The following is a 23,257-nucleotide window of genomic DNA, read 5'->3' on the forward strand; positions in this document are numbered from 1 at the left end:
GTCAGAGTTGGGTTTATGGGGAAACGCCCGAGTGTGGTGGCGCATCGTGGGTCCAGTGAGACCAGTCCGGAGCACACGTTGGCTGCTTATCGGCGGGCGATCGCGGCGGGGGCCGATGGGTTGGAGTGTGATGTTCGGCTGACGGCGGACGGGCACCTGGTGTGTGTGCACGATCGGCGGATCGAGCGGACGTCGAACGGGCGCGGGGTCTTGTCGACGATGAGTTTGCAGGAGCTGGAGGCGTTCGACTGGGGGTCGTGGAAGAACCCGTGGAGTGATCTGGACGAGGACGCCGAGCTGCCGGATCCGGACATGTCGACGGTGCTCACGCTGGACAAGCTGTTGGCGACCGTGCGGGACGCCGGGCGGCCGGTGGAGCTGGCGATCGAGACCAAGCACCCGACCCGGTACGCCGGGCTGGTCGAGCGGCGGTTGATCGAGACGCTGGCGCGGTACGGGTGGGCGCAGCCGAAGCTCGGGACGGAGTCGCCGGTCCGGGTGATGAGTTTCTCCTGGCTGTCGCTGCGCCGATTGCGCACGATGGCGCCCGGATTACGCACCGTGTTGCTGATGGACCGCGTCCCGCTCCGCTTCCGCGACGGCTCGCTGCCGACCGGCGTCTCGTACGCCGGCCCGAGCCTGGAGATCGTCACCGCGCACCCGGAGTACGTCGACCGCGCGCACAAGCACGGTCACCAGGTGCACGTGTGGACGGTGAACGCGGACGCCGACGTCCGGCACTGCCGCGATATCGGAGTCGACGCGATCATTTCCGACCGGCCGGAAGCGGTGGTCCGGATCCTGTCCGACGAAGCGCGAGAGATCGGACGTCCGGGGTTGTAACTTTGTGAATGCGTGCGGGCTGTTTCACGTTAAATTCCGACGTTTTCGTCACAGTTTCCCTTCGGCGCCGCCGGACTTCGCCGGTGCTGTGTAACGGAATTCCCGCAGGTGTTTTCCGCGACAGGTTCTTGGGCAGAAGTTCTGGTGGCTGTTCCGATCTTCGAGGAGACCCTGCTTGTCCTCAGCGACCCTGCCTGCCGACGTGAGCGTCGTGGACGTCGTACTGCCGCACCAAGTGTCCGCGGTGGCGGACGCCCGTCGCCGTCTGGCGGCGTACCTGAAGCGGTATCGCGCCGCCGACGCGGCCTGCGACGACGCGCAGTTGGTGTTGTCGGAGCTGCTGTCGAACGCGATCCGCTACGCTCCGCCGCTGCCCGGCGGTGAGGTCCGCGCGGCCTGGTGGATCGACAAGGCCGGGATCCACGTCGAGGTCACCGACGGTCGCGGCGACACCGAGCCGCAGCGGATCGGCGACACCCATCCGGAGTCGATCGGCGGCCGCGGGCTCGCGATCGTCGACATCCTCACCTCGTCCTGGGACGTCCGGACGGCGGCCCACCACCGGACCGTGCACGCGGTCGTCCCCAGCTGACGGACACCGCCGAGTTCGCGGTCCGCCGGGGCGGGCTGCCAGACTGCAGCCCATGGGAAAGAAGTCGCGGCAGCGCGCGAAGAACACGACGACCGTCACTCTCGACCCGGCCGACCTGGCCGACGTCGGTCCGCGGGAACCCTGCCCCTGCGGTTCGGGTAAGCGGTTCAAGCAGTGCCACGGCAAGGAGATCGCCGCGGCCGCGGACACCTGGGTGGTCCGGCCGTTCGAAGGGCTGCCGGCCGAGTGCGACCTGATCGCGTTCCGCGAGATCGTCCCGTCCGGGTCGGTGCAGGTCGAGCTGAAGGACTCCGGCAAGGTGGTCAACCTGGTGACCTTGCTGCCGATGGCGATGCCCGGTCTGGTCCGCGACGACGAGACGATCTGGATCGGTCTGCAGACGCACGCGTCGTCCGGCGACCCGTCCCGCGACCTCGGCCACGCGATCACCGCGGCGCTGAACACGGAGCCCGGTAACCCGATCCAGCTCGGCGACCTGATGAAGGACGGCCCCCGCCTGCAGGAGCTGATCGACGTCGCCAAGCCGCTCGAGGTCAAGGTGCACGAGGGCTTCGACTTCTGGGTCGGCGAGAACGTCGAGGACCCGACCGGCGAGGTCGCCGCGGGTCTCGAGCGGGCCAACCAGGCCGCTGCCCCGACCGTCCGGCTGGAGTCCGTCGAGGCGGCGTACTGGACGCAGATCGGCGACCGCCGCTACCTGCGCTGGGTCCTGCCGCACAGCGAGGACACCGTCCTCGACGCGCTCGCCCGGCTGCACGCCGCCGGCCAGTCGAAGCTGATCGAGGGCAGCCGCCTGATCGGCTCGTTCCGCGCCCTCGGCGTCCTCGCGCCGGTCTGGGAGCTCCCCGCCGACGCCGAGGCCGCCGACGTCGAGAAGCCGGCCGCGGACTTCGCCGCCGCCCTCGAGAAGGCCCTCGCCGCCACCGACGCCCTCACCACCGAGGAGCGCGCGGCCCGCAACGGCCTCGCCAGCCGCCAGCTCACCATCCGGTAGGACCGATCCGCCAAGCCATCACAATCGCGTCGCTCCGGCCTCCTCACGCTCAAGCGCGGGGAGGCCCGCCAGTTGTGATGGCCTGGCGAGGCGGGACCAGGGAGCACAAAAGAGCGCGGCCCCCGAACGAGTGTTCGGGGGCCGCAACGTGGACGGCCCAAGTCCTGCTGACGGGGGAGCAACAGGGCCTGGGCCTAGCCATGAAGAGTACTCAGAAGAGGGTCACTCGGCAAGCCCCGATTTCACTGCGCGTGTCGCCGGGCTTACTACCGCTGTCAAGTGAACGCGTGAAGTAACGGTCACACCGGGTCGCGGAGCACCGGGCACGACATGCAGCGCGGGCCGCCGCGGCCGGAGCCGAGCTCGGAGCCGGAGATCCGGATGACCTCGACACCGGACTCCTCGAGCCGCGCGTTGGTCTCGACCGTCCGCTCGTACGCGATACAGACCCGCGGTGCGAGGGCGAGGGTGTTGTTGCCGTCGTCCCACTGCTCGCGCTCGGCGGTGACCGGGTCGAGGCCGGTGTCGATCCGCCGCAGCGTGTCGATCCCGAGCGCCTTCGCGGCCGCGACCAGGAAGGGCTCGGACTCGGCGACGTGCAGCTGGTCGCCGTCCGTGGTGACGGCGAGCGCGCGCATCTCCTCGGCCATGTTCGGATACATCAGCACGGCGTCGACGTCGACCATCGTGCAGACGGTGTCGAGGTGCATGGTCGCGCGCTGCTGCGCGATCGGGACGGCGAGCACCGTGTGCGCCAGCCCCTTCGCGAACACCCGCCGCGCCAGCCGCTCGACCCCGGCCGGCGTCGTCCGCTCGCCGACCCCGACCGCGAGGACGCCGGGACCGAGCGCGAGCACGTCACCGCCCTCGACGTGTTCGAGCGAGTGGTCGTACACCTTGTCGGCGCCGGCGAACCGCGGGTGGAACCCGTAGATCAGCTCGGTCAGCTGGGTCTCCCGCACCCGGGCCGGCATCGCGAGCGACGTCACGGCCACCGACTCCCCGATCCAGACACTGGAGTCCCGAGTGAAGAGCAGGTTCGGCAGGGGGTCGATCAGGAAGTCCTCGTGTGCGAGCAGCGACGTCACCAGCCCACCGGCCCGCACCTCGTCGTTCCGGACGCCGGCCATCAGCGCCTCGGCCAGCTGCGCCGGATCAAGCTCGCCGAGCGCGCGCCGCAGATAGTCGCGCAGCGTGTCGCCAAGCCGCAGGTCGGCGATCGCCCCGGCGACGGCCCGCGACCGGGCTTCGGAGTCCGCCAGCGCCTCGGCCAGCAGCTCGTGCAGGTACAGCACCTCGACGCCCCGGTCCCGCAGCACCTGCGCGAACGCGTCGTGCTCCTCCTGCGCCCGCCCGACCCACGGAATCCCGTCGAAGAGCAGCTTGTCGTTGTTCCGTGGAGTCAGCCGCCGCAGCTCGTTCCCCGGCCGGTGCAGCATCACGGTCCGCAGCGCCCCGACCTCACTGTCGACGCCGTACTTCTCGCTCATCTGCCAACCTTTCGTCGGTCCTGCCCACCACGCTACGGCAACGGCTACTCTTGGTGTCTGATTGTCCGACAATATCCCAGAGATCGCGCGACGCGCGAGTGCACAGGGTGTGGCACCGATTACCCCTAGGCTCGCTCCGTGAGTGAGCGAACCCTGGCCGCCGGCCGCTACGTACTCGCGGAGCAGCCGCTGGGTTCCGGTGGCATGGGGACGGTCTGGCAGGCGTTCGACGTCGTCCTGCACCGCCAGGTCGCGGTGAAGGAGCTCCGGATCCCCGAGGGCCTCGACCTGGAGCAGCGGGAGCAGCTCCGGCAGCGCGCCCTCCGCGAGGCCCGCGCGGCCGCCGGTCTGGACCATCCGGCGATCGTCACGGTGTACGACGTCCTCGAGGAGAACGGCCGGCCCTGGATCGTCATGCGGCTCGTGCCGGGCCAGACGCTCGACCAGGTCGTCCGCGCCCACGGGCCGCTGAGCCCGCGTCGCGCCGCCGAGCTCGGCGCCCGGCTGGTCGAGGCGCTCGCACAGGCCCACGACCGCGGCGTCCTGCACCGCGACGTCAAACCCCAGAACGTCATCCTCGGCGGCGATCAGTGGATGCTCGCCGACTTCGGCATCGCCTCCGTCGCCGGAGCGACCCACACCCTGACCGCGACCGGCATCGTCGCGGGCACCCTCGGCTACGTCGCCCCCGAACGCCTCTCCGGCGGCGTCACCGGCGCACCGGCCGACCTCTGGGCGCTTGGCGCCACGCTGTACCTGGCCGTCGAGGGCCGACCGGCGTACGACGCCGACGACCTGCCGGCCATGATCGCCGCCGTCCTCACCCGCGACCCGGTCCCGATGCGGCGCGCCGGCGCGTTGGGCCCGATCATCACCGGCCTGCTGGCGCGCGACCCGGCCCAGCGCCTGACCGCCGCAGCCGCCCTCGACCAACTGCGCACCGTCGCCGGCGGCTACCCCACCTTCGAGTGCGCCGCCCAGCCCACGGAGCAGATCCCCGCCAACCGCACCAAAGTCCTACCGGACGCCGATGGTCCGCAGGTCGGCAAAGCCTCGCGCGGGCAGTCGCCGCCGCCGGTCGGGGACCTGCCGCGCGGCCTGCCGGTGCTGACGTTCACGGTGAACGCCGCGGCCGGTGCGTTGGGCGGGAGCATCGTCAGCGTGGGCAACGGTCAGTCCTTCTGGGCCTTCGCGATTGCGTGCGTAGCCGGTGGCGGGCTCGGGCTGTGGTTGGCGAGCAGGCTCGCCCGCTGGATAGGCGTACCGGCCGCCGCGTCGGCGGCCGCGCTGGTGATGGCCGAGGCGCTGATCGCCTGTGCGCTGCTCATCAACAGCTCGAAGGGCGTCTCGTCGCTCGTCGTGTTCGGCCTCGCGCTCGCGGCGCTCATCGGCTTCCATCGGATCACCCGCGATGTGTCGCCAGAGCCGCCGGCTCTCCTGGGCGCCGGGGTGGCCGGAGCGCTGGTGGCGGTCGCCTTGATCCTCGTCTTCAAGCGGCTCGCCTTCGACTCGCGAATCCTGCAGCTGGATGGCCCGGCGGGTGACTGGCCGGGCGTCGTCGGCGCCCTCGGCGGCCTTCTGTTTGTTGTCGGCCTGGCGACACTTCGGTGGAAATGGCGTTCGGTGCCGGTGATCCTGGTCGTGCCGCTCCTGCTGTCCGGTGTCTTCGGTGCGCAGTACGTCCAGGCCCAGAACGACTTCGACACCGCGCCCGACGTCTGCGCGGGGACGGTTCTGACCCCGGCACGCGTCGCGAAGCTGGTGGAGGGCTCGTCGTCGCCCACGATCGAGCGCACGCCGACGCGCGTGCGCTGCGTGTGGCGCAATGCGCCGAGCGCCACCGAGGTGCTGGCCGAGGTGAAGGTGTACGGCGACGTGGGGCAGGCCGAGCGTGCATTGGAGCTCGCGCGCCCGTCGTCGAGCAGCGGAACCGGTCCTGGCTTGGGGGACGCATCGTTCACGCGCCAGTACAAAGGCTTCCTCGCAACCGACCCGACGCTCGGCGTCACCGTCCTGGTCCGGATCGAGAATCTGGTGCTGACGGTGTCCTGGGAGCGGTCCGGCAGGTACCCGAGTGAGACCGACACAGTGGCTCTGGCGAGGGACCTGACCGCGGAGGTGAAGCGGCAGCAGCCGGGGCCGTAGCCGGTCCTTCGAAAGGACGAATGTCCTCGGTGCGCCGAGACTGAGGCGGGTGATTGGCCGGGAAGGAACTAGGCTGCGGTGCTGTGTCCGGTGCTGATTCTTCTTCCGAGCCGTTCGAGCGAGCCGTCGCCTGTGTGATTCCGGCGAAGGACGAGGCGGCGCGGATCGCGGCGACGGTCGACGCGGTGCACAAGATCATCGGGGTCGATCTGGTGGTCGTCGTCGACGACGGATCCGCTGACGGGACGGCCCAGGCGGCCGAGCGGGCCGGGGCGGTCGTCGTACGGCATCACACGAATCGCGGTAAGGCCGCGGCGATGGAGACCGGCGCGGCCGCGGTCGCCGAGCGCGATGGCGCCCGGCCGCGGCACCTGCTCTTCCTGGACGCCGACCTGACCGACTCCGCGACCGCCGCGGCGCCGCTGATCGAGCCGGTGCAGTCCGGTCGGGCCGATATGACGATCGGGACGCTGCCGGTGCAGGTCCGGGCGGACGGGTCGAAGGCCGGCGGTCATGGGTTCGTGGTCAGCATCGCGCGGGCCGGGATCGAGGAGGCGACGGGCTGGGCGCCGGAGCAGCCGCTGTCGGGGCAGCGGTGCCTGACGCGGGCCGCGTTCGACGCCGCCGTACCGCTGGCTGCCGGGTTCGGCGTCGAGACCGCGCTGAGTATCGACCTCGGTCGTCAGGGGTTCCGGATCCTCGAAGTCCCGATCGACGTCCGGCACCGCGCCACCGGGACGGATCTGCGCGGTCAGCTGCACCGCGGCAAGCAGTACCTGCACGTACGCCGCGCGCTCGCTGCCCGCAGCGCGCTGCCGTCGTCCGGCGGTCCGTCGCTGCGCAGCCTGTTCCCGCGGAAGACCACGCCATGAGCGCGGAGGTGACCGCCGACCCGCGCCTGGCGGCGCGGTACGGCAAGCGTGCCGTCGCGCTCTACCTCGCTTGTACGACGTTGATCGTGGCCGTCGGCCTGCTCGGCCCGTCCGTGGTCGTGCTGACGCTGACGAATCGGCATGCCTGGTTGCCGTCGTACTGGTTCGATGCCAAGCCGAACGACTGGCTCGTCTCGGTGCTGATCTACGTCGCGATCCTGCTCGGCGGGATCGGCGTCTGGATGGCGCTGAAGGCGCTCAAACACGGCTGGGCGCCGCGGATCGGCCGATTGGTTGCCTTGGGCATCGGCACGACGGCGGCCGTCACCGTGGTGCCGCCGATGGCATCGGGTGACGTGCTGATCTACGCGGCGTACGGGCGGATCATGACGCTCGGCGGCAATCCGTACACGACGGCGCCGGCCGACACGATCCGGCTCGGCTACGACCCGGTGATCGCCGCGACCGAGCGGCCTTGGCAGGGCGCGCGCAGCGTCTACGGGCCGATCGCGACCTGGATCCAGTGGCTCTCGTCGGTGGTCGGCGGCGACTCGATGCAGCTGACCGTGTGGATGCTGCAGCTGTCGGTCGCGATCAGCCTGGTCGTGACGACGCTGCTGCTGCTCAAACTCGTCGGCCCGAACCTGCCGAGCCGGCGGCGCGTGCTGCTGCTCGGCATGGCGAACCCGCTGCTGCTCTGGTCGGTGCTGGCCGGCGCGCACAACGACTCGATCGCGGTGATGTTCGCGGTGATCGCGTTGGTGGCGTTGCGAAAACACGTGTTCCTCGCCGGTCTGCTGATCGGCGCCGCGGGCGCGACCAAGCTGTCGATCGGGCTGATCGGTATCGCGATGCTCTGGTCGTTGCGCGCCGACTGGCGCAAGATGCTCTACCTGTGCGGTGGCGGCGCGCTCGCGATGGGCGGGCTGTACGGCGTCTTCGGGTTGCAGGCCTTCCAGCAGGCGCGATCGCAGACGTCGTTCATCTCGACCGGTACGCCGCACAAGGTGCTGCTCAGTTTCTTCAACCTGTTCCTGCCGAACGGGCTGGTGCGCACGGTCCTCGCGATCCTCGCCTGGGTCGGGCTGATCGTGGTCGCGATCCTGCTGTCGCAGGTGATGCCGAAGTCGCTGATCCCGCAGACCCATCCGGATGATCCGGTGCCGGCCGCCGTCCGGTACACGGCGATCTACGCGGTCGCCTGGCTGCTGACGGCGATGTACTCGCTGCCCTGGTACGACGTGATCGCGTGGGCCGCCTTGGCCGCGATGGCGGCGTCCAAGGTCGACGGGTTGATGGTCGTGCGGACGACGATGCTCGCGATCGCCTACGTACCGGGGCGAGATCCGAACGCGCGGCAGGTGGCGGCGAGTCTGTCGGACTCGCTGGAGTTCTTCAGCGCGCGGTTGCGGGACACGATCTGCCCGGCGATCGAGCTCGGCGTCCTGATCGGCGTGATCGTGTGGGCGCGGCGGGGCGGCGCGCAGTGGTGGCCGTACGACTGGCCGCGGCGTAAGCAGAAGGCTGTTCCGGAGAAGGCGGCGGTATGAAGAAGCTGGCGGGCGCCGGGGTGTACCGGCCCGGCGTCCCGAACGACTACGTCGAGCAGCTGCGGACCGGGTCGATGTCGGTCGGCACGTACTCGATCCCGGCCGGCGGGGTGGACGACCAGGCGCCGCACCACGAGGAGGAGATCTACGTGGTGACGGCCGGGCGGGCCACCATCGTCACGCCCGGCGGCGCGGAGCCGATCGAGCCGGGCGATGTCCTCTTCGTCCCGGCCGAAGAGGAGCACCGCTTCGTCGACATCACCGAGGACCTCGCGCTGTTGGTCCTCTTCGCGCCGCCGTACTCGGGCCGCTAACCCCAGAGCGCCTCGGCCTGCGCGACGGCACGCGCCATGACGGCCTTGATCGGCCGCTTCAGCTCGGTGGCGGCCGCGACGACGTCCTCGTACTCCGGCTGCACGTTGACGACCTGACCGTCGTACCGGGCGATCTTCACGCTGATCCGCTGACCGTCGACCTCGACCGTGCTGAACTCCCGGTCGGCGGCGTGTTTGCGGACGACGTACTCACGCAGCCCGATCGCGGTCGTCTCGGCGAGGATGACCCGGCGGACGGCGTCCGCGCTCTTGCTGCTGACCAGGACGGACAGGGTGTGCGCCGGGCGGCCCTTCTTCATCAGGATCGGCGTCAGCCACGCGTCGGCCGCACCCGCGTCGAGCAGGCGACGCAGCACCGGCGGCCACAACCGCGGATCCAGATCGTCGACATTCGTCTCGTAGACGAGCTCGCCGCCGCTCTGCTCGGAGCTCTCCCCGACGACCACGCGGACGACGTTCGGCACCTCGACCGGATCCCGCCCGCCCGCACCGACGCCCGTCCGCTGCACCCGCATCCCGGGCATCGCCCCGAACTCGTCCGCCAACGTCGCCAGCAACGCGGCCCCCGTCGGCGTCGTCATCTCGTACGGCGCCGTCCCGCCCAACACCGGCGCTCCCGCCTCAGCCACCAGATGCAACACCGCGGGCCCCGGAATCGGAATCCCCCCATGCTGCCCCCGCACCTGCTTCCCACTCCCCAGCGCCACCGGTGAAACCACCACCCGCTCCAACCCCAAACTCACCGCCGCAGCCGCCACCCCCACGATGTCCGCAATCGCATCCAGCGCCCCCACCTCATGAAAGTGCACCCACTCCGGATCCACCCCATGAGCCGCCCCCTCAGCCCGAGCCAACCGCCCAAACGTCTCCAACGCCCGCCCCCGCACAGCCTCCCCCAGCGAAGCCTCACTCAAAATCCGCCGCACCTCCCCCCAAGCCCGAGTACCCCCATGCCCATGCCCGTGCCCAACCCCACCATGCCCGTGCCCATGCCCGACCCCACCGCCGTCATGCCCATGCCCAACCCCACCAGCCCCATGCCCATGTCCGTGCCCCGCCGAACCGTGCCCATGCCCAACTTCGGTTCCCTGGAGCGCCCCGTGCGAGCCCCCCTCGTCCACAGCACCTTCCGGGTGTGGTTCGCCGTGTACTTCTACGGTTGCTTTCAGGGCGGCGATCTCGTGGCGGGCGGTTCTCGCGACGCTGACCGAGAGGGACGGGTCTACGGCGGCGACGGCGGCGTTGACGAACGCGAGGTCGGCGCCGGCGTCCAGGAGGGCGCCGAGGAGCATGTCGCCGGAGGCGCCGGCGGAGCAGTCGATCCAAGCGACTCTCATGCGTCGTCCTTGGTTTCGCGGGGTGCGGAGCGGCGGGCGACGCGGGCGGCGAAGACGCCGGCGCCGAAGCCGTTGTCGATGTTGACGACGGTGACGCCCGGGGCGCAGGAGTTGAGCATGCCGAGCAGGGCCGCGACGCCGCCGAAGGAGGCGCCGTATCCGACCGAGGTGGGGACGGCGATCAGCGGGACGCCGACCAGCCCGCCGACCACACTCGGCAGCGCGCCCTCCATCCCGGCGACCACGATCAGGCAGTCGGCGGCGTCGAGCCGCTCGCGGACGCCGAGGATCCGGTGCAGCCCGGCGACGCCCACGTCGGTGATCACCTCGACGTTCGCGCCGAACACGCGGGCCGTCGTCGCCGCTTCGGCCGCGACCGGGGCGTCCGACGTACCCGCTGCGACGACCGCGACCGTTCCGCGCAGGGCCGGCGGCGTACCGAGGACCGCCGTCCGTCCGACCGGGTCGACGACCGCGGACGGCAGGGCAGCCGCGACCGCCTCCTGCGCCTCGGCGGTCAGCCGGGTCGCGAGGACGGCGTTGCCGGGGTGGGTCGCGTGCAGCGTGCGGAGCAGCTCGACGACCTGCTCCGGCGTCTTGCCGGCGCCGTACACCACCTCGGCGTCGCCGGTGCGCTCCAGCCGATCGGTGTCGAGCCGCGCGTATCCGAGGTCGTGGACGCCCGGCTGAGGACCTTGGTCAGGCAAATGGGTCACATCGTGAATCTACGTCGGACCCACCTCGGACGCCGATTCCACCGGTCCGCGCACACGCTCCGCAACCACCTGAGTACTCAACAAATACCCGATGCTTTAGGCTGCCGTGCGTGTCTTCGACGTTAGCCGGTGTGTTCGGGATCGCCGCCCTCTTCGTGGCGGTACTCGCCCTCGTGTTCGCCATCCAGGCGCACCGCGACCGATCCGGTCCGACGTCCGCCGCCAGACAGCCCGTCGCGCCCCCGCCGGCCCCCGAGCCCGACCGGCAGCCCGAGCCCAAACCCGGCACGGTCAAATCCGAGCTCCGCCGGCTCACCAAGGACATCGACGTCACCCGCGGCGAACTCCGCGACACCATCCAGCACCTCGCGATCGTCCGCTACGACGCCTTCGGCGACACCGGCGGCAAACTCTCCTGGTCCCTCGCTCTCCTCGACGACCACGGCGACGGCGTCGTCCTCACCTCCATCAACTCCCGCGCCGACGCCCGCACCTACGCCAAAGAAGTCCGCACCTTCACCAGCGAGTCCAAACTCTCCCCCGAAGAAGAAGAAGCCCTCGAAACCCTCCGCAAAGAAGCCGGCCCGACCGTAGCCTGAGCTAGATCAGGAGCCGAGGGGCGAGCCGTCGGCCTGCCGAGGGTCTCGGCTGGTGCGGCGAACCGACTGGAAGGTCGCGGCCGCCGGGACACCCTCCGCAGTTCCCGGGCCTGACTGACCTGGGCGGGGCCGAGTGGTGCCCAGGGGTGGAGTGGCGAGGTGGGCCCACCGCCGAGCCGGCGGAGTCTTGGCTGCCGGGCGGGTGCCGGACCGATGGAGGGATAGGGCTGCCTGGCGAACTTCCCGCAGTTGCCGGGCCTGGCGACTTGAGCCGGACGGAGTGGTGCCCGGGGCTGGGGAGGTGAGGGGCGGGTCGTCGGGCTGACGGGTCTCGACTGCCGGGCGGGTGCTGGACCGAGGGTTGCGGCTGCTTGGCAGCCTCCTGCAGTTGCCGGGCCTGACCGACTTGAGCCGGGCGGAGTGGTGCCCGGTGGTGGCGACCTGGGTGGGGTACGGCGTCTGGTTAGCGGCGGTTGGGGACTCGGGTTATTAGGGCGGCGGGTTCTACTTCGGCGGTTAGCGAGCGGCCGGGGCCGATGGGGTCGCCGTCGAGTTGGCGTTGGACGGGGTCGGTGGCGGTGATGGCGACTTTGCGGGCGGTGAAGCGTTCGAGGTACATGTCGGCGCGGTTGGTGCGGGTGAGGAGGCGCCAGACGACGATGGGCCATTGGGTGACGCGGCGGGGGGCGATGACGACGACGTCCAGGAGGCCGTCGTCGGGGCGGGCGTCGGGGAGGAGGGGGATGTTGGCCTGGAGCATGCCGACGTTGCCGATGACGACGGTGCGGACGCGGCGTTCGATGGTGAGGTCGTCGTCGAAGGTGATGCGGACGCGGACCGAGGGGTGGTTGATGTTGCGGGCGGTCGAGACCAGGTAGGCGGGCCAGCCGATCTGCGCCTTCAGAACCGGGGGCGCGCCGGAGATGATCGCGGCGTCCAGCCCGAGGCCGGCCATCACGGCGAAGCGGTCGGTGTCGAGTTCGTCGCCGCGGACGGAGACCAGGTCGATCCGCCGGTCGCGGCCCTCCAGGATCCGCTCCAGGGCGTCGTCCAGGTCGAGCGGGATGTTCAGGTTGCGGGCGAGCAGGTTCCCGGTGCCCGCGGGGATCACGCCGACCGGGATGCCGGTGTGCGCGAGCGCCGCGCAGACCACGCGAACCGTCCCGTCGCCACCCGCCACCAGCACCAGATCCGACTCGTACTCGATCGCGCGCTTGGCCATCGCGTTCCCCGAGTCGTCCTCCCGGGTCTCCAGCCAGAGCGGGTCGTCGTACCCGCGCAGCTCCAGCGCCCGCGTCACCTTTCGCCGGAACGCGACGCCGTCCCCGACCTTGATCGGGTTCACGATGACGGCCGCCCGCGGCGGTCGCGCGATCTCTTCCGGTGAGGACGGCGTACGCCGACGCCGCCGCCGCAACCCGGGCCGCAACCCGAACCCGATGGACGTCGCCGTCAGGATCGCCAGCCCGAGCGCCCACCCGCCGAGCACATCCGACACGTAGTGCACGTTGAGCGCGATCCGGTCCGCCGAGGCGATCCAGACCACCCCGATCACCGGCAGCAGCACCAGCAGCCGGAACCGCCGCCGCCAGCCCCGCACCGACGGCAGGACGACGCCGAGCGCCCCCGCCATCACGAACGCCGCCGTCGCATGCCCCGAGACGAACGACCACCCGTCGGTCGCGACGAGCATCTCCTCCGGCCGCGCCCGAGTGAAGATGAACTTGACCGCCTGGACCAGCCCGAGCTCAGCGCCCGCCGTCACCAGCAGCCAGATCGTCAGCAGCCGCGCCCGCCGATGCCACAGATAAGCGGCGACCACCAGGATCACGGCCCGGTTCGCCCACGGCAGCACGACCGCCCCGACGACCTCCCAGAAGTCGACGACCTGCGGATGAGTGGCCCCGTACGCCGCCGCCCGGGCCGCCACCGACGCGTCCCACTGCTGCAGCGGCGGCCACCCGCCGAAGACCAGCAGCGTGATGACGGTGAACGGCAACGCACCCAGCACGACCGTGATCACACGGCCGAGCGCACTGGGTGGATGGTGGTTCATCGCCCGCTCGGCTCCCCCTCGGTAGACACGTGCACCCACCACATCATCCCCAATTGACTTCGCCCGGCGAGACACGCCCCGATACCCTCAGGGTGTGATTGACGCGAAACTGCTCCGTGAGACCCCTGACGTCGTACGTGCCGCCCTGACCAAGCGCGGTGAGAGTACCGACCTGGTCGACCAGATTCTGGTCGCCGACAGTGAGCGTCGATCGTCCATCTCCGCCTTCGAGGCGCTCCGGGCCGAGCAGAAGTCGCTCGGTAAGCAGGTCGCCCAGGCCAAGGGCGACGAGCGCGCCGCGCTGCTGGAGCGGACCAAGACGCTCGCCGCCGAGGTGAAGGCCACCGAGGCCGCGTCGAACGACGCCGGCCGCCGGTACGACGAGCTCGCGGCCGCCCTGCCGAACCTGGTCTCCGACGAGGCCCCGGTCGGCGGCGAGGCCGACTTCCGCGTGGTCGAGGAGGTCGGTAAGCCGCGCGACTTCGCGGCCGAGGGCTTCGAGCCGCGGGACCACCTCGAGCTGGGTGAGCTGCTCGGCGCGATCGACATGGAGCGCGGCGCCAAGATCTCGGGCTCGCGGTTCTACTTCCTCAAGGGCGCCGGCATGCTGCTGCAGCTCGGCATGCTCCAGCTGGCGATCCAGCAGGCGGTGGAGAACGGCTTCACCCCGATGATCACGCCGACCCTGGTCAAGCCCGAGGTGATGGGCGGGACGGGCTACCTGAACGCGCACGACGACGTCTACCGCCTCGAGGAGCCGGAGCTCTACCTGACCGGGACGTCGGAGGTCGCGCTGGCCGGCTACCACATGGACGAGATCCTCGACCTGTCCGCCGGCCCGCTGCGGTACGCCGGCTGGTCGTCCTGCTACCGCAAGGAAGCCGGCTCGCACGGTAAGGACACCCGCGGGATCATCCGCGTCCACCAGTTCGACAAGGTCGAGATGTTCTCCTACTGCACGCTCGAGGACGCCGCCGCGGAGCACCTGCGGCTGCTGGACTGGGAGAAGCAGATGCTCGACAAGATGGAGCTGAGCTACCGGGTGATCGACACCGCGACGGGTGATCTGGGCGTCTCGGCGTACCGGAAGTTCGACTGCGAGGCCTGGGTGCCGACCCAGGGCGCGTACCGCGAGCTCACCTCGACGTCGAACTGCATCGACTTCCAGGCCCGCCGGCTGAACATCCGGCACCGGGACGCCGACGGCAAGACCCAGCCGGTCGCCACCCTGAACGGGACGCTGGCGACCACCCGCTGGATCGTCGCGATCCTGGAGACGCACCAGCTGGCCGACGGATCGGTCCGGGTGCCGACGGCGCTGCAGCCGTACGTCGGCGGCCGCGAGGTCCTCGAGCCGGTCAACAGATGAGCGAACGACCGCAGGTGACCACCTTCCGCCCGACAGCGGTTGCCCTCGACATCGACGGCACGCTGATCGACCACGACGAGGGGCTGTCGCCTGCGGTCGTGGACGCCGTCCGCCGGGCCGCGGCCCAGGTGCCGGTGATCCTCGCGACCGGCCGGGCCTGGTCCACCACCAAACCGGTGGCCGAGCGCTTCGGTCTGCCCACCGGCGGATTGGTTGTCGTGAGCAACGGTGCCCGCACGCTCCGGTACCCGGACGGCGAAGTCCTGGACGAGCGCACCTTCGACCCGCGGACGGTGATCGCCTCCGTCCGCGAGCACGCGCCGAACGCGCGGATGGCGGTCGAGGAGCACGACGGGACGTACCTGGTGACGGCCCCGTTCCCGGACGGCGACCTCGGTAAGAACGCGACGATCCGGGTGGTCAGCGACGACGAGCTCGCGCCGGAACCCGTGACCAGGTTGATCATTCGGGACCCGGAGCAGTCCGAGGCGGACTTCGTCGTCCTGGCCGAGCGCCTCGGTCTGCACGGGGTCGGCTACTTCGTCGGCTGGACGGCGTGGCTCGACATCGCGCCCGAGGGCGTGGACAAGTCGACCGGGTTGAAGGTCGCGCTGGCCCAGTACGGCCTGGACGCGTCCGGTCTGCTCGCGATCGGGGACGGACGCAACGACATCGAGATGTTGTCGTACGCCGGCCACGGGGTCGCGATGGGCGCGGCGCCCGACGAAGTGAAGTCGGCCGCCGACGAGGTGACGAAATCGGTCTCGGACGACGGCGTCGCCGCTGTCCTCAACCGCTGGTTCTGATCGCACCGACATTCTTCAACAGTGGTCCAGCTCTGAGTAGACCTTTCGATCAGGATGAAAAGGGTTGACAACGGCGAAGCTTGCCACTAGCAACCAAAAGGCCCGGAATCCCTGCCTACGCAGGGATTCCGGGCCTTTGCGCTGAGTGGTCGACAGTCCGCTGGCGGGCCGAAGGTCGATCAGGCGACGCGGCTGCCGCCCCGGCGGGGCTGACAGGGCTGAACGTCGACGACGGTCTCGAAGGCATCCAGGACGGCGCTCACCTCGGGCCGCGGCCGCGGCGTCTTGGCTGCCGGGCTCTGGCCGCGACGCGCCCGCCGCAGGTGTCTCTTGACGGTCGACAAGGAGCATCCGAGCCGCATGGCAAGGGATTCCAGGCTGTCGTTCGGGTACTGACCGCGCAGGCGCAGCACCTCTTCGTGACTGACTGGACGGCGTGTACCCCGCGCGCCGGCGAGCTGGTCGAAGTCGTCGGCCTGGACCTCGACGTCGAGCAGGTTCCGCATCGAGCGGCGTTGTGCAGCAGTGGTTCCGGCGACGAAACCGCTGACATCGTGCTCGGCGACGGCGCTGTACAGGCAGTCGGTGAACAGCGGACACGAAGCACACAAGGCCTTTGCGTCCCGCACGAGCTGTTCGTAACGTTCCCGGGTCCGGCGCGTGGCCGAGGCGGGCGGCGGCTCTTCCATCAAGCGGTGCTGGAAAATATCCGACCGGGCGATACAACCGGTCATGGCCCCATCTGTGCTGGAAGATGTGTCGACAGCCGCGCGAGAGCGTTCCGTGAGATTGGCGCTGTTGACGGTCATCAAGGCTCCCCAAGTATCCGGACTCACATGAACGAGCGATGAACGACGCTCGCGCACACGGATCCACTAGCTGATGGACCGACGAACTGTTGCCGACCCACCCTGTCGTCCCGATGACGGGACAGACTGATCCATAACTGTTGACGTCGCTGCTGAGGATTTGGTTGCAGCCAAATCCGCATCAATTTTGCGGACGTTCTCGTCTGCCGGGTTCGCTGATGGGCTGTCTCAGTCGTGCTGATCCAGAACAGGCGTACGACGCGATCGAATCGCAGCTGGTTCCCCAGCAGACCACCGCATGAAATCACGCGTTCCGCCGGCTGCGCAGGGGAACTTGCTGCCTTTGCAGCATGTTGCCGTAACGGTCTGATGACGTTGTCAAAAACTCAATCAGATTGATCTGAATCCTCTGAAAGCCGAACGTCACGGTTACGGTAGGCGGGTGACTGGACACCGCCGCCCGCCGCGCCTGATCGCCACCGACCTGGACGGAACGCTGGTCCGTAGCGACCGCTCGATCTCGGACCGGACGCGCGCCGCCGTGATCGCTGCGCAACAGCAGGGAAGTGTTTTCGTGATGGTCACCGCGCGGCCACCTCGCTGGCTGCACGACCTGTCCGACCTGGTCGGCGATCACGGAATCGCAATAGTTGCCAACGGCTCCATTTTGTACGACGTCGGCCGGCGGACGGCGATCCGGACCCAGTTGATCGACCCCGGCGTCCTGCTCGAGGTGGCGCAGGCGATCCGGTCGGCGATTCCCGAGGTGGAGTTCGCGATCGAGCGATCGGATCGTTACGGACAGGAGCCGCACTACCAGAACCACTGGCCGCAGCCCGACAACACGTTGGTCGCCGAGCTGGAGGTCCTCCTGGCCGAACCGGCCGCCAAACTCCTCGTACGGCACCCCAGCTGGCATTCCGACGAGTTACTGACCCAGGTGGCCGCAGTGGTCGGCGGACGCGTCAGCGCCAGCCACAGCGGCGGTACGAGCCTGGTCGAGATCGCCGCGGCCGGAGTCTCCAAGGCGGCCATGCTGGCCGACTTCTGCGCCGAGCTGGACATCCCGGCGGCGGACACGATCGCATTCGGCGATTCCCTCAACGATCTCCCGATGCTCGCCTGGGCCGGGACGGGGTACGCCGTCGGCAACGCGCACGCCGACGTCCTGGCCGCCGCAGACGCGATCTGCCCGACAAACGACGAGGACGGCGTCGCCGCCGTCCTCGAGGAGTTGTTCGAGCTCTAGCTAGAGGTACATGCCCCCGCTGCCCGGGCCATCGGTGTTACCGGCCTGGGGTGCGTCGGGGAACTGGCCGTCAGCGGGCAGCTGCTGGCCGCCGGGGAGCGCGCGGCGCATCTGCTCCAGCTGCTGCCGCGCGGCCATCTGCTGGGCGAACAGGGCCGTCTGGATGCCGTGGAAGAGGCCTTCGAGCCAACCGACCAGCTGGGCCTGGGCGATCCGCAGCTCGGCCTCGGTCGGCGTGCTGTCGTCGGTGAAGTCGAGACTGAGGCGCTCCAGCTCCTCGACCAGCTCCGGCGCCAGACCGCTCTCCAGCTCCTTGATCGACGCTTCGTGGATCGCGCGCAGCCGCTGCCGGGACGCCTCGTCCAGCGGCGCCGACTTCACCTCTTCGAGCAGCTGGCGAATCATGTTCGCCACCCGCATCACCTTGGCCGGCTGCTCGACCAGCTCGGTCACCGACCGCGGTCCGTCGTCGTGGTCGTCGTCGTCCGAGCGCGGCGGGCCCTCGACGGCCATCCCGTCCGGCCCGACGATCAGCACCTTGCCGTCCTCGGTCCGCGCCCCGGTCATCGGCAGCCCCTGACCCTGGCCCTCGTTGCTCTCCTCGCTCATTCGTCCATCCTAGGACCCCCCGCTGCCAGAGCTAGGGTGTGCGGGCCCGATGCCGGCGGACGGCGTCCCGGTTCGCGCAGGCGGGGCTGCAGTACCGCTGACGGCCCGTCCGGGACAGGTCGGCGTACACGTTGTCGCAGCCGTCGGTGGCGCAGCGGCCGAGCCGGGTGATGCCGCGGCCGGCCAGGTGCAGCGCGGTGCCGGTGCTGATCAGTGTGGCGACCAGACGGCCGACGGGGACGTTGTCCGGCCGGTAGTGCATGTGCCAGCCGTTGCCGGCGTGGTTGGTCAGCCGCGGATGCTCGGTGTACTTGGCCAGCATCGCGTTCGTCAGGTCGACCCGGGTCTGCTCGTCGGCGGCGTCGACGACGGCCAGCCACTCGTCGAGCGCGACCCGGACCGCGGCCAGGTCGGCGTCGGTCACCTTCCGCTCGCGGACGAGTCGGCTGTCGACGTTGTTCTCCTCGCAGCGCTCTGCCAGCTCGACCGGCGACGCCGGCGGTCGCGTCGCCAGGTTGACGGCGAGCAGGACGGCATCCGCGCCGTAAGGGTTGAGATGCATAATGCCATTACAGCACGATGGTCGTATGACAGCCCAGAGCGAGCTCCATCGGCACCGCTGGACCGCGGTGTCCGCCCACCAGGTCAGCGAGGGCCTGGTCGTCTACCAGCGGTGTGCTTGTGGCCACTGGAGGGTCACCAGCACGCCGCCGTACCCCGTCGCCTACCCCGAGGTCGCCCACATCGCGAGCTAGGGCGTGTCTCCTCATCCCCCGCCTACTGCGCTGCACTCGGCACGCCACCTCGCCGCACTGGCGCAAAGGGCACGATGCGCCGCATCGAACCCTTCACTCCAGCACGCCGAGCTACCGCACCGAGCACATGCTCGCTACGGCGCGGGATAAGGAGACACGCCCTAGTCGATCCGCGCCACCATCGGCAGCCGCGACCGCGTCAACAGCCAGGCCAGCAACCCCGCGAACAGCGGGACGACGAGCATGATCGCGCCGAGCTCCAGCCACGGAATCGCGAAGCTCGGTGACCCGAAGGCCGCGTGCGCGGTGTAGCCGTAGAGCGCGCCGACCCCCACACCCAGCACGCACCCCAGCTGACCGAGCGTCCACGCCTGTGCCGCAGCCAGGTTGCGGCGGCGCCGTGGTGCCGCACCGACGGCGGCCAGCGTGGCCAGATCGGCCCGGCCCTCGGCCGCGGACAACGCGACCGCGATCGCGACGCCGAGCAGCGTCACGACAAGCGCGGCCAGCAGGACCCAGAGCATGACGAGGCTCCTCGGGCTCTGGAAGCCCTTCTCTACCGAGAAGATGTCGTCACGGCCGAGCAGCTGTTCCACGGCGGCGACCTCGTCATCGGTCGGCAGCCGGGTCAGCTGGTACTCGACCATGTCGATAGCGACTTGCCCGAGTTTCGCGGCCGCCGCCGTGTCGATGAGTGCCTGACCGTTGAGGAACTGCAGCTCCGGCAGGTCGGTGACGTACGCCGCCCGGTGCGGAAGGCTCTTCTTGATGTCGGACGGATCGCCCGCCTCGATCGCGACCGTCCCGGTCCTGGTGAACTCCCGGTGCGGGACGACGATGACGCCGGTCCGCAGCTGGGCCGCGATCTGTCGACCGTTGTCGCCGAACTTCTCCAGATAGGCCGGATCCACGGCCACCAGACCCGCGTACTGACTGGTGTACCGGTCCGGCGTCCTGGTCTCGTCGCCCAGGACGCTCAGGTAGATCGGGCTGCCGGACTTGTTGGCCGGTGCCGCAATCTGACCGAAGTGGAACCTGTGCGCGACCGGCAACCGGTCGGCGACGCGCTGTTCCAGATCGGCCGAGTACGGCATCGGGCCGTTTCCAGCGGTGTCGAAGCGCAGAACCGCGTTACCGTGCACAGCGCTGGGCAGATAGCTGGCCTCCTCCGCAGCGGCGAAGTTCGCAGCGGCGAACGCGGCTGCCGCGGAAGCCGCGACCGACATCATGATCGCCGCCGCGGCCGGAGCTGTGCGGTGCCGGTGCCGGGCGGCGTCCCGCAGTGCGATCCGGCCGCTGAGCGGCAGCCGGCCGGCCAACTGGGCCAGAGCGCCGACGATGCTCGGCAGCATCCAGATGATCCCGCTGATGGTCAAGGTGATACCGAGCAGAACGAGCGCGATCGGCGTCGTGGGCGTGACGCTGGCCTGGACGCCGGCGTCGACCTCGCTCTGCCTGCGGGCGGCCGCCAGGGCCACGCTGAGCAGCCCAGAGCCGGCAACCACCAGTACGACGCCCGCCAGCACCAGCAGGACTGGTGCGCGCCGGATTTTGGTCTGCTGACTGGTTGCGAAGAAGCGACCGGACAGCGCGGCGAGCGGCGTGTGTCGACTCGCACTGATCGCGGGCACGACGGCCGCGCTCAGACCGGCGACCAGGCCGATCACCACGATCCAGACGAGCGCGACCCAGGGGATCTGCCAGCTCTCGAACAGCAGCACGTTCGTCCGGTCCCAGATCGGCCGCGCGATGAGCAGGGCCGCTGCGGCCAGTGCGAGGCCGGCGGCGACGCCGACGATCCCAGCGAACAGGCCCTGCAGCAGAACGACCCGCCGGACGTCCCGCGGAGTGCCACCGGCGACCAGGACCAGACCGAGCTCCCGCGTCTGCCGACGGGCTCCGACGGCGAACGCGGCACCGGCCAGCAGCACGATCTCCAGGACGCCGAAGCCGATCACCAATGCGACCGCCGCGTACGGCCCGGCCCCGGTCGTGCCGTACATGTCGTCCGGCGGATCAACGATATTTGCTCGCGGCAACAAAAGGAGACCCTGGTCGCCCAGCGGCATGATCAGCGCCTGCGGATCGGCGCCGGTCGGTAAGTCGATCAGGTACATCACCTCCGACTGGCCGCCGGGCTCGACCACTGTGGTCGTGGGCGGCGCGAAGATCGTCCGCCGCCCGGGATTCTGCAGGCTGCGGGCGAGCCCGACCACGTCGTACGAGGTGCCCTTGGCGGTGTTCAGCTTGCCGCCGATGCCGACGCCGAGATCCTTCGCGAGCGTCGGCGACAGCACGACCTCACCCGGCGTCGATGCGAAGCGACCCTTGTCCAGCCAGATGGTCCCGTTGAGCAACGGGCTCTGACCGTCGCCGGTCATGACCCCGATGGAGCTGACGGCGTTGGGCCCTTTGACGTCCGCGCTGCCGGCGTCCGCGAACGGCTGCGCGAGGACGGCGCCTGCCGGAAGCAGCGGACGGACGTCGAACTTCGCCGGGTCCCTGCTCGGCTCCGCGCCGTCGGGCGGGCCGGGCCGGTTGTACAAGATCGGCGGGCCGTACTGCAGGTCGAGTTTCGAGTACGGCGAGACCCAGACCTGGGCGTCGGCCTGGCCGAGCACCGTCGTGGCGAGTGTCTCGCCCGTCGGGGTCGACGTCCGGGCCGTGACGCTCAGCCAGCTGGCGGCGAAGACCGGAAGACCGATCAGCGCGGCGACCAGGAGGGTTCGTCCGATGGACTTGCGGGTGGTGCGCCGGGCGATCCGCAGGGGTGGCCCCCAACTCCCCATCAGCGGCTCTCCTGTAACAGCGCGTCGGCCTCGGGGAGCGGGCCTGCCTGGCCTACCAGGACACCATCGCGAAGGTAGACGACGCGATCGGCCCAGGCAGCGTGCCGGGCGTCGTGGGTGACGAGGACGCCGGCGATGCCGTGCTGGTCGCAGCGGTCGCGGAGCAGGCGGAGGACGGCTTCGCCGGTCTCGGAGTCCAGGGCCCCGGTGGGCTCGTCGGCGAGCAGCAGGCGGCGTTCGCCAACGATCGCGCGGGCGATGGCGACGCGCTGGCGCTGGCCGCCGGACATGTCCTCGGGGAATCGGTCGGCGAGTTCATCGATACCCACTTCCTGGAGTGCGGCTTCGGCGTACTTGCGGGCGGCCCGCGTCCGTGCGCCGTCCAGCTCGAGCGGGAGTGCGACGTTCTCGGCGGCGGTCAGGGCGGGGATCAGGTTGAAGTCCTGGAAGACGTAGCCGATCCGGCGCCGGCGCAGCGCGGCCACGGCGGCGGGGCCGAGGGTGGTAATATCGTTGCCATCGACAAGTACTTCGCCGCTGGTCGGCCGGTCCAGACCGCCGGCGCAGGTGAGCAGCGTCGACTTGCCGGAGCCGGACGGTCCCATCACGGCGACCAGCTCGCCGGTCGCGACCGTCAGTGAGACGTCGCGCAGCGCATGCACGGCCTGCGCGCCGACGCCGTGCGTCCGGGTCAGGCCGCGGATGTCGAGGATCGCGTTCATCGGTTCACCTCGGCGGTTTCGTCGGCCGGCTCAGGGTGCGGTAGCGGCGGTTTCGCCGGGCGGCCCCGATGCCGTAACAGCATCGCCTCACAGTGGTCGAGCCAGCGGATCTCCGCCTCGGCGGCGAAGATCATCGACTCCAGCACCAGCAGCCAGGAGATCTCCCCCTCCCGATCACCGCGCTTCAGCCGGGTCAGCTCCTGCAGCGACTGCATCGTCGCCGTGCGCTGCCGCTGGACGACGGCCCGCACGTCGACCCCGGGCGCGACCAGCGCCAATGCCAGCTTGATCGCCAACTCGTCCCGCGGCCGCGACTCCCGCGTCACCGGAGTCTCGAACCACACGGCCAGCTCGGCCCGCCCGGCGTCCGTGATCTCGTACCGCGAACGCCCGTCGTCCGCAGCCGGCTCAGCCGCGGATCGCACCAGGCCGTCTCGTTCCAGCCGCGTCAGCGTCGTGTAGACCTGCCCGATGTTCAGCGGCCAGATCGCCCCGGTCGCGTCCTCGAACTCTCCGCGCAACTGGTATCCGTACTTCGGCTCCTCGCGGAGCAACGCCAGCAGTCCGTGCTTGATCGACATAGATACCGAGTATGCATA

22 protein-coding genes are annotated in these 23,257 nt (G+C 70.1%); 12 read left to right on the forward strand and 10 right to left on the reverse strand.

Going from position 1 to position 23,257, the window contains the following annotated elements:
• The first annotated feature begins 15 nt into the window (after positions 1–15).
• The 3 genes from ACZ6ZD_RS09445 to ACZ6ZD_RS09455 all read left to right on the forward strand — a co-directional run bounded on the left by ACZ6ZD_RS09445 (position 16) and on the right by ACZ6ZD_RS09455 (position 2,450).
• Positions 16–843, forward strand: coding sequence for a glycerophosphodiester phosphodiesterase (locus tag ACZ6ZD_RS09445; RefSeq protein WP_465670099.1), 828 nt, complete (start codon positions 16–18; stop codon positions 841–843).
• 175 nt (positions 844–1,018) lie between these two features.
• Positions 1,019–1,435 (forward strand): ATP-binding protein, encoded by a 417-nt coding sequence (locus tag ACZ6ZD_RS09450; protein WP_465670101.1) that lies wholly within the window; start codon positions 1,019–1,021, stop codon positions 1,433–1,435.
• A gap of 52 nt (positions 1,436–1,487) precedes the next feature.
• Positions 1,488–2,450, forward strand: a complete 963-nt coding sequence (locus ACZ6ZD_RS09455; protein WP_465670103.1) for a DUF5926 family protein — start codon at positions 1,488–1,490, stop codon at positions 2,448–2,450.
• Positions 2,451–2,749: 299 nt separating this feature from the next.
• Here ACZ6ZD_RS09455 and ACZ6ZD_RS09460 read toward each other — a convergent pair whose 3' ends face one another.
• Entirely contained in the window at positions 2,750–3,940 is a 1,191-nt protein-coding gene (locus ACZ6ZD_RS09460; protein ID WP_465670104.1) for an arginine deiminase, read from the reverse strand.
• Positions 3,941–4,078: 138 nt separating this feature from the next.
• Here ACZ6ZD_RS09460 and ACZ6ZD_RS09465 point away from each other — a divergent pair, with 138 nt between their 5' ends.
• The 4 genes from ACZ6ZD_RS09465 to ACZ6ZD_RS09480 all read left to right on the forward strand — a co-directional run bounded on the left by ACZ6ZD_RS09465 (position 4,079) and on the right by ACZ6ZD_RS09480 (position 8,821).
• The gene (locus tag ACZ6ZD_RS09465; RefSeq protein ID WP_465670106.1) at positions 4,079–6,085 is read left to right on the forward strand and encodes a serine/threonine-protein kinase; all 2,007 of its coding nucleotides are present in this window, start codon (positions 4,079–4,081) and stop codon (positions 6,083–6,085) included.
• A gap of 83 nt (positions 6,086–6,168) precedes the next feature.
• Complete coding sequence (locus ACZ6ZD_RS09470) at positions 6,169–6,957, forward strand: glycosyltransferase family 2 protein (protein ID WP_465670108.1); 789 nt, start codon at positions 6,169–6,171, stop codon at positions 6,955–6,957.
• Positions 6,954–8,507 (forward strand): MptA/MptB family glycosyltransferase, encoded by a 1,554-nt coding sequence (locus ACZ6ZD_RS09475; protein WP_465670110.1) that lies wholly within the window; start codon positions 6,954–6,956, stop codon positions 8,505–8,507. The genes ACZ6ZD_RS09470 and ACZ6ZD_RS09475 overlap by 4 nt, the downstream gene beginning before the upstream one ends.
• On the forward strand, positions 8,504–8,821 hold the full coding sequence (locus ACZ6ZD_RS09480; RefSeq protein ID WP_465670112.1) for a cupin domain-containing protein: 318 nt from the start codon (positions 8,504–8,506) through the stop codon (positions 8,819–8,821). Before ACZ6ZD_RS09475 ends, ACZ6ZD_RS09480 begins: the two co-directional genes overlap by 4 nt.
• Here ACZ6ZD_RS09480 and larC read toward each other — a convergent pair.
• Both larC and larB read right to left on the reverse strand, forming a co-directional pair.
• Positions 8,818–10,179 carry a nickel pincer cofactor biosynthesis protein LarC gene (larC, locus tag ACZ6ZD_RS09485; RefSeq protein WP_465670114.1) on the reverse strand — a complete coding sequence of 454 codons (1,362 nt, stop codon included), beginning with the start codon at positions 10,177–10,179 and terminating at the stop codon, positions 8,818–8,820. The genes ACZ6ZD_RS09480 and larC overlap by 4 nt on opposite strands.
• Complete coding sequence (larB, locus tag ACZ6ZD_RS09490) at positions 10,176–10,895, reverse strand: nickel pincer cofactor biosynthesis protein LarB (RefSeq protein ID WP_465670116.1); 720 nt, start codon at positions 10,893–10,895, stop codon at positions 10,176–10,178. Before larB ends, larC begins: the two co-directional genes overlap by 4 nt.
• A gap of 110 nt (positions 10,896–11,005) precedes the next feature.
• On the opposite strand from larB, the gene ACZ6ZD_RS09495 reads away from it, so the two are divergent.
• On the forward strand, positions 11,006–11,494 hold the full coding sequence (locus tag ACZ6ZD_RS09495) for a DUF4446 family protein (protein WP_465670118.1): 489 nt from the start codon (positions 11,006–11,008) through the stop codon (positions 11,492–11,494).
• 463 nt (positions 11,495–11,957) lie between these two features.
• On the opposite strand, the gene ACZ6ZD_RS09500 is transcribed toward ACZ6ZD_RS09495, so the two are convergent.
• Positions 11,958–13,589, reverse strand: a complete 1,632-nt coding sequence (locus tag ACZ6ZD_RS09500; protein ID WP_465670120.1) for a bifunctional phosphatase PAP2/diacylglycerol kinase family protein — start codon at positions 13,587–13,589, stop codon at positions 11,958–11,960.
• A 55-nt stretch (positions 13,590–13,644) separates the two neighbouring features.
• Here ACZ6ZD_RS09500 and serS point away from each other — a divergent pair, with 55 nt between their 5' ends.
• Together serS and ACZ6ZD_RS09510 are read left to right on the forward strand one after the other, a co-directional pair.
• A complete protein-coding gene (gene serS, locus ACZ6ZD_RS09505) occupies positions 13,645–14,919 on the forward strand; it encodes a serine--tRNA ligase (protein ID WP_465670122.1) in 1,275 nt (424 codons plus the stop codon).
• Positions 14,916–15,725 carry an HAD-IIB family hydrolase gene (locus tag ACZ6ZD_RS09510; RefSeq protein ID WP_465670124.1) on the forward strand — a complete coding sequence of 270 codons (810 nt, stop codon included), beginning with the start codon at positions 14,916–14,918 and terminating at the stop codon, positions 15,723–15,725. The genes serS and ACZ6ZD_RS09510 overlap by 4 nt, the downstream gene beginning before the upstream one ends.
• Before the next feature lie 179 nt (positions 15,726–15,904).
• Here ACZ6ZD_RS09510 and ACZ6ZD_RS09515 read toward each other — a convergent pair whose 3' ends face one another.
• Positions 15,905–16,534 (reverse strand): WhiB family transcriptional regulator, encoded by a 630-nt coding sequence (locus ACZ6ZD_RS09515; RefSeq protein ID WP_171674468.1) that lies wholly within the window; start codon positions 16,532–16,534, stop codon positions 15,905–15,907.
• Between the two features lie 442 nt (positions 16,535–16,976).
• Here ACZ6ZD_RS09515 and ACZ6ZD_RS09520 point away from each other — a divergent pair, with 442 nt between their 5' ends.
• On the forward strand, positions 16,977–17,783 hold the full coding sequence (locus ACZ6ZD_RS09520) for an HAD family hydrolase (RefSeq protein WP_465670127.1): 807 nt from the start codon (positions 16,977–16,979) through the stop codon (positions 17,781–17,783).
• On the opposite strand, the gene ACZ6ZD_RS09525 is transcribed toward ACZ6ZD_RS09520, so the two are convergent.
• Positions 17,784–18,392: a bacterial proteasome activator family protein gene (locus ACZ6ZD_RS09525; protein WP_465670129.1), complete on the reverse strand. Its 609-nt coding sequence runs from the start codon at positions 18,390–18,392 to the stop codon at positions 17,784–17,786.
• A 31-nt stretch (positions 18,393–18,423) separates the two neighbouring features.
• Complete coding sequence (locus ACZ6ZD_RS09530; RefSeq protein ID WP_465670131.1) at positions 18,424–18,954, reverse strand: CGNR zinc finger domain-containing protein; 531 nt, start codon at positions 18,952–18,954, stop codon at positions 18,424–18,426.
• A gap of 25 nt (positions 18,955–18,979) precedes the next feature.
• Here ACZ6ZD_RS09530 and ACZ6ZD_RS09535 point away from each other — a divergent pair, with 25 nt between their 5' ends.
• A complete protein-coding gene (locus ACZ6ZD_RS09535; RefSeq protein ID WP_171674472.1) occupies positions 18,980–19,147 on the forward strand; it encodes a hypothetical protein in 168 nt (55 codons plus the stop codon).
• A gap of 161 nt (positions 19,148–19,308) precedes the next feature.
• Here the strand turns inward: ACZ6ZD_RS09535 and ACZ6ZD_RS09540 are convergent, their stop codons facing one another.
• Genes ACZ6ZD_RS09540 through ACZ6ZD_RS09550 form a run of 3 tightly spaced genes read right to left on the reverse strand, consistent with a single transcriptional unit; the run spans position 19,309 to position 23,239 of the window.
• On the reverse strand, positions 19,309–21,936 hold the full coding sequence (locus ACZ6ZD_RS09540) for an ABC transporter permease (RefSeq protein ID WP_465670133.1): 2,628 nt from the start codon (positions 21,934–21,936) through the stop codon (positions 19,309–19,311).
• Complete coding sequence (locus tag ACZ6ZD_RS09545) at positions 21,936–22,658, reverse strand: ABC transporter ATP-binding protein (protein ID WP_465670135.1); 723 nt, start codon at positions 22,656–22,658, stop codon at positions 21,936–21,938. The genes ACZ6ZD_RS09540 and ACZ6ZD_RS09545 overlap by 1 nt, the downstream gene beginning before the upstream one ends.
• Positions 22,655–23,239, reverse strand: coding sequence for a PadR family transcriptional regulator (locus ACZ6ZD_RS09550; RefSeq protein WP_465670137.1), 585 nt, complete (start codon positions 23,237–23,239; stop codon positions 22,655–22,657). Before ACZ6ZD_RS09550 ends, ACZ6ZD_RS09545 begins: the two co-directional genes overlap by 4 nt.
• Positions 23,240–23,257 lie beyond the last annotated feature (18 nt).

The organism is Kribbella sp. NPDC104218 (assembly GCF_055584105.1).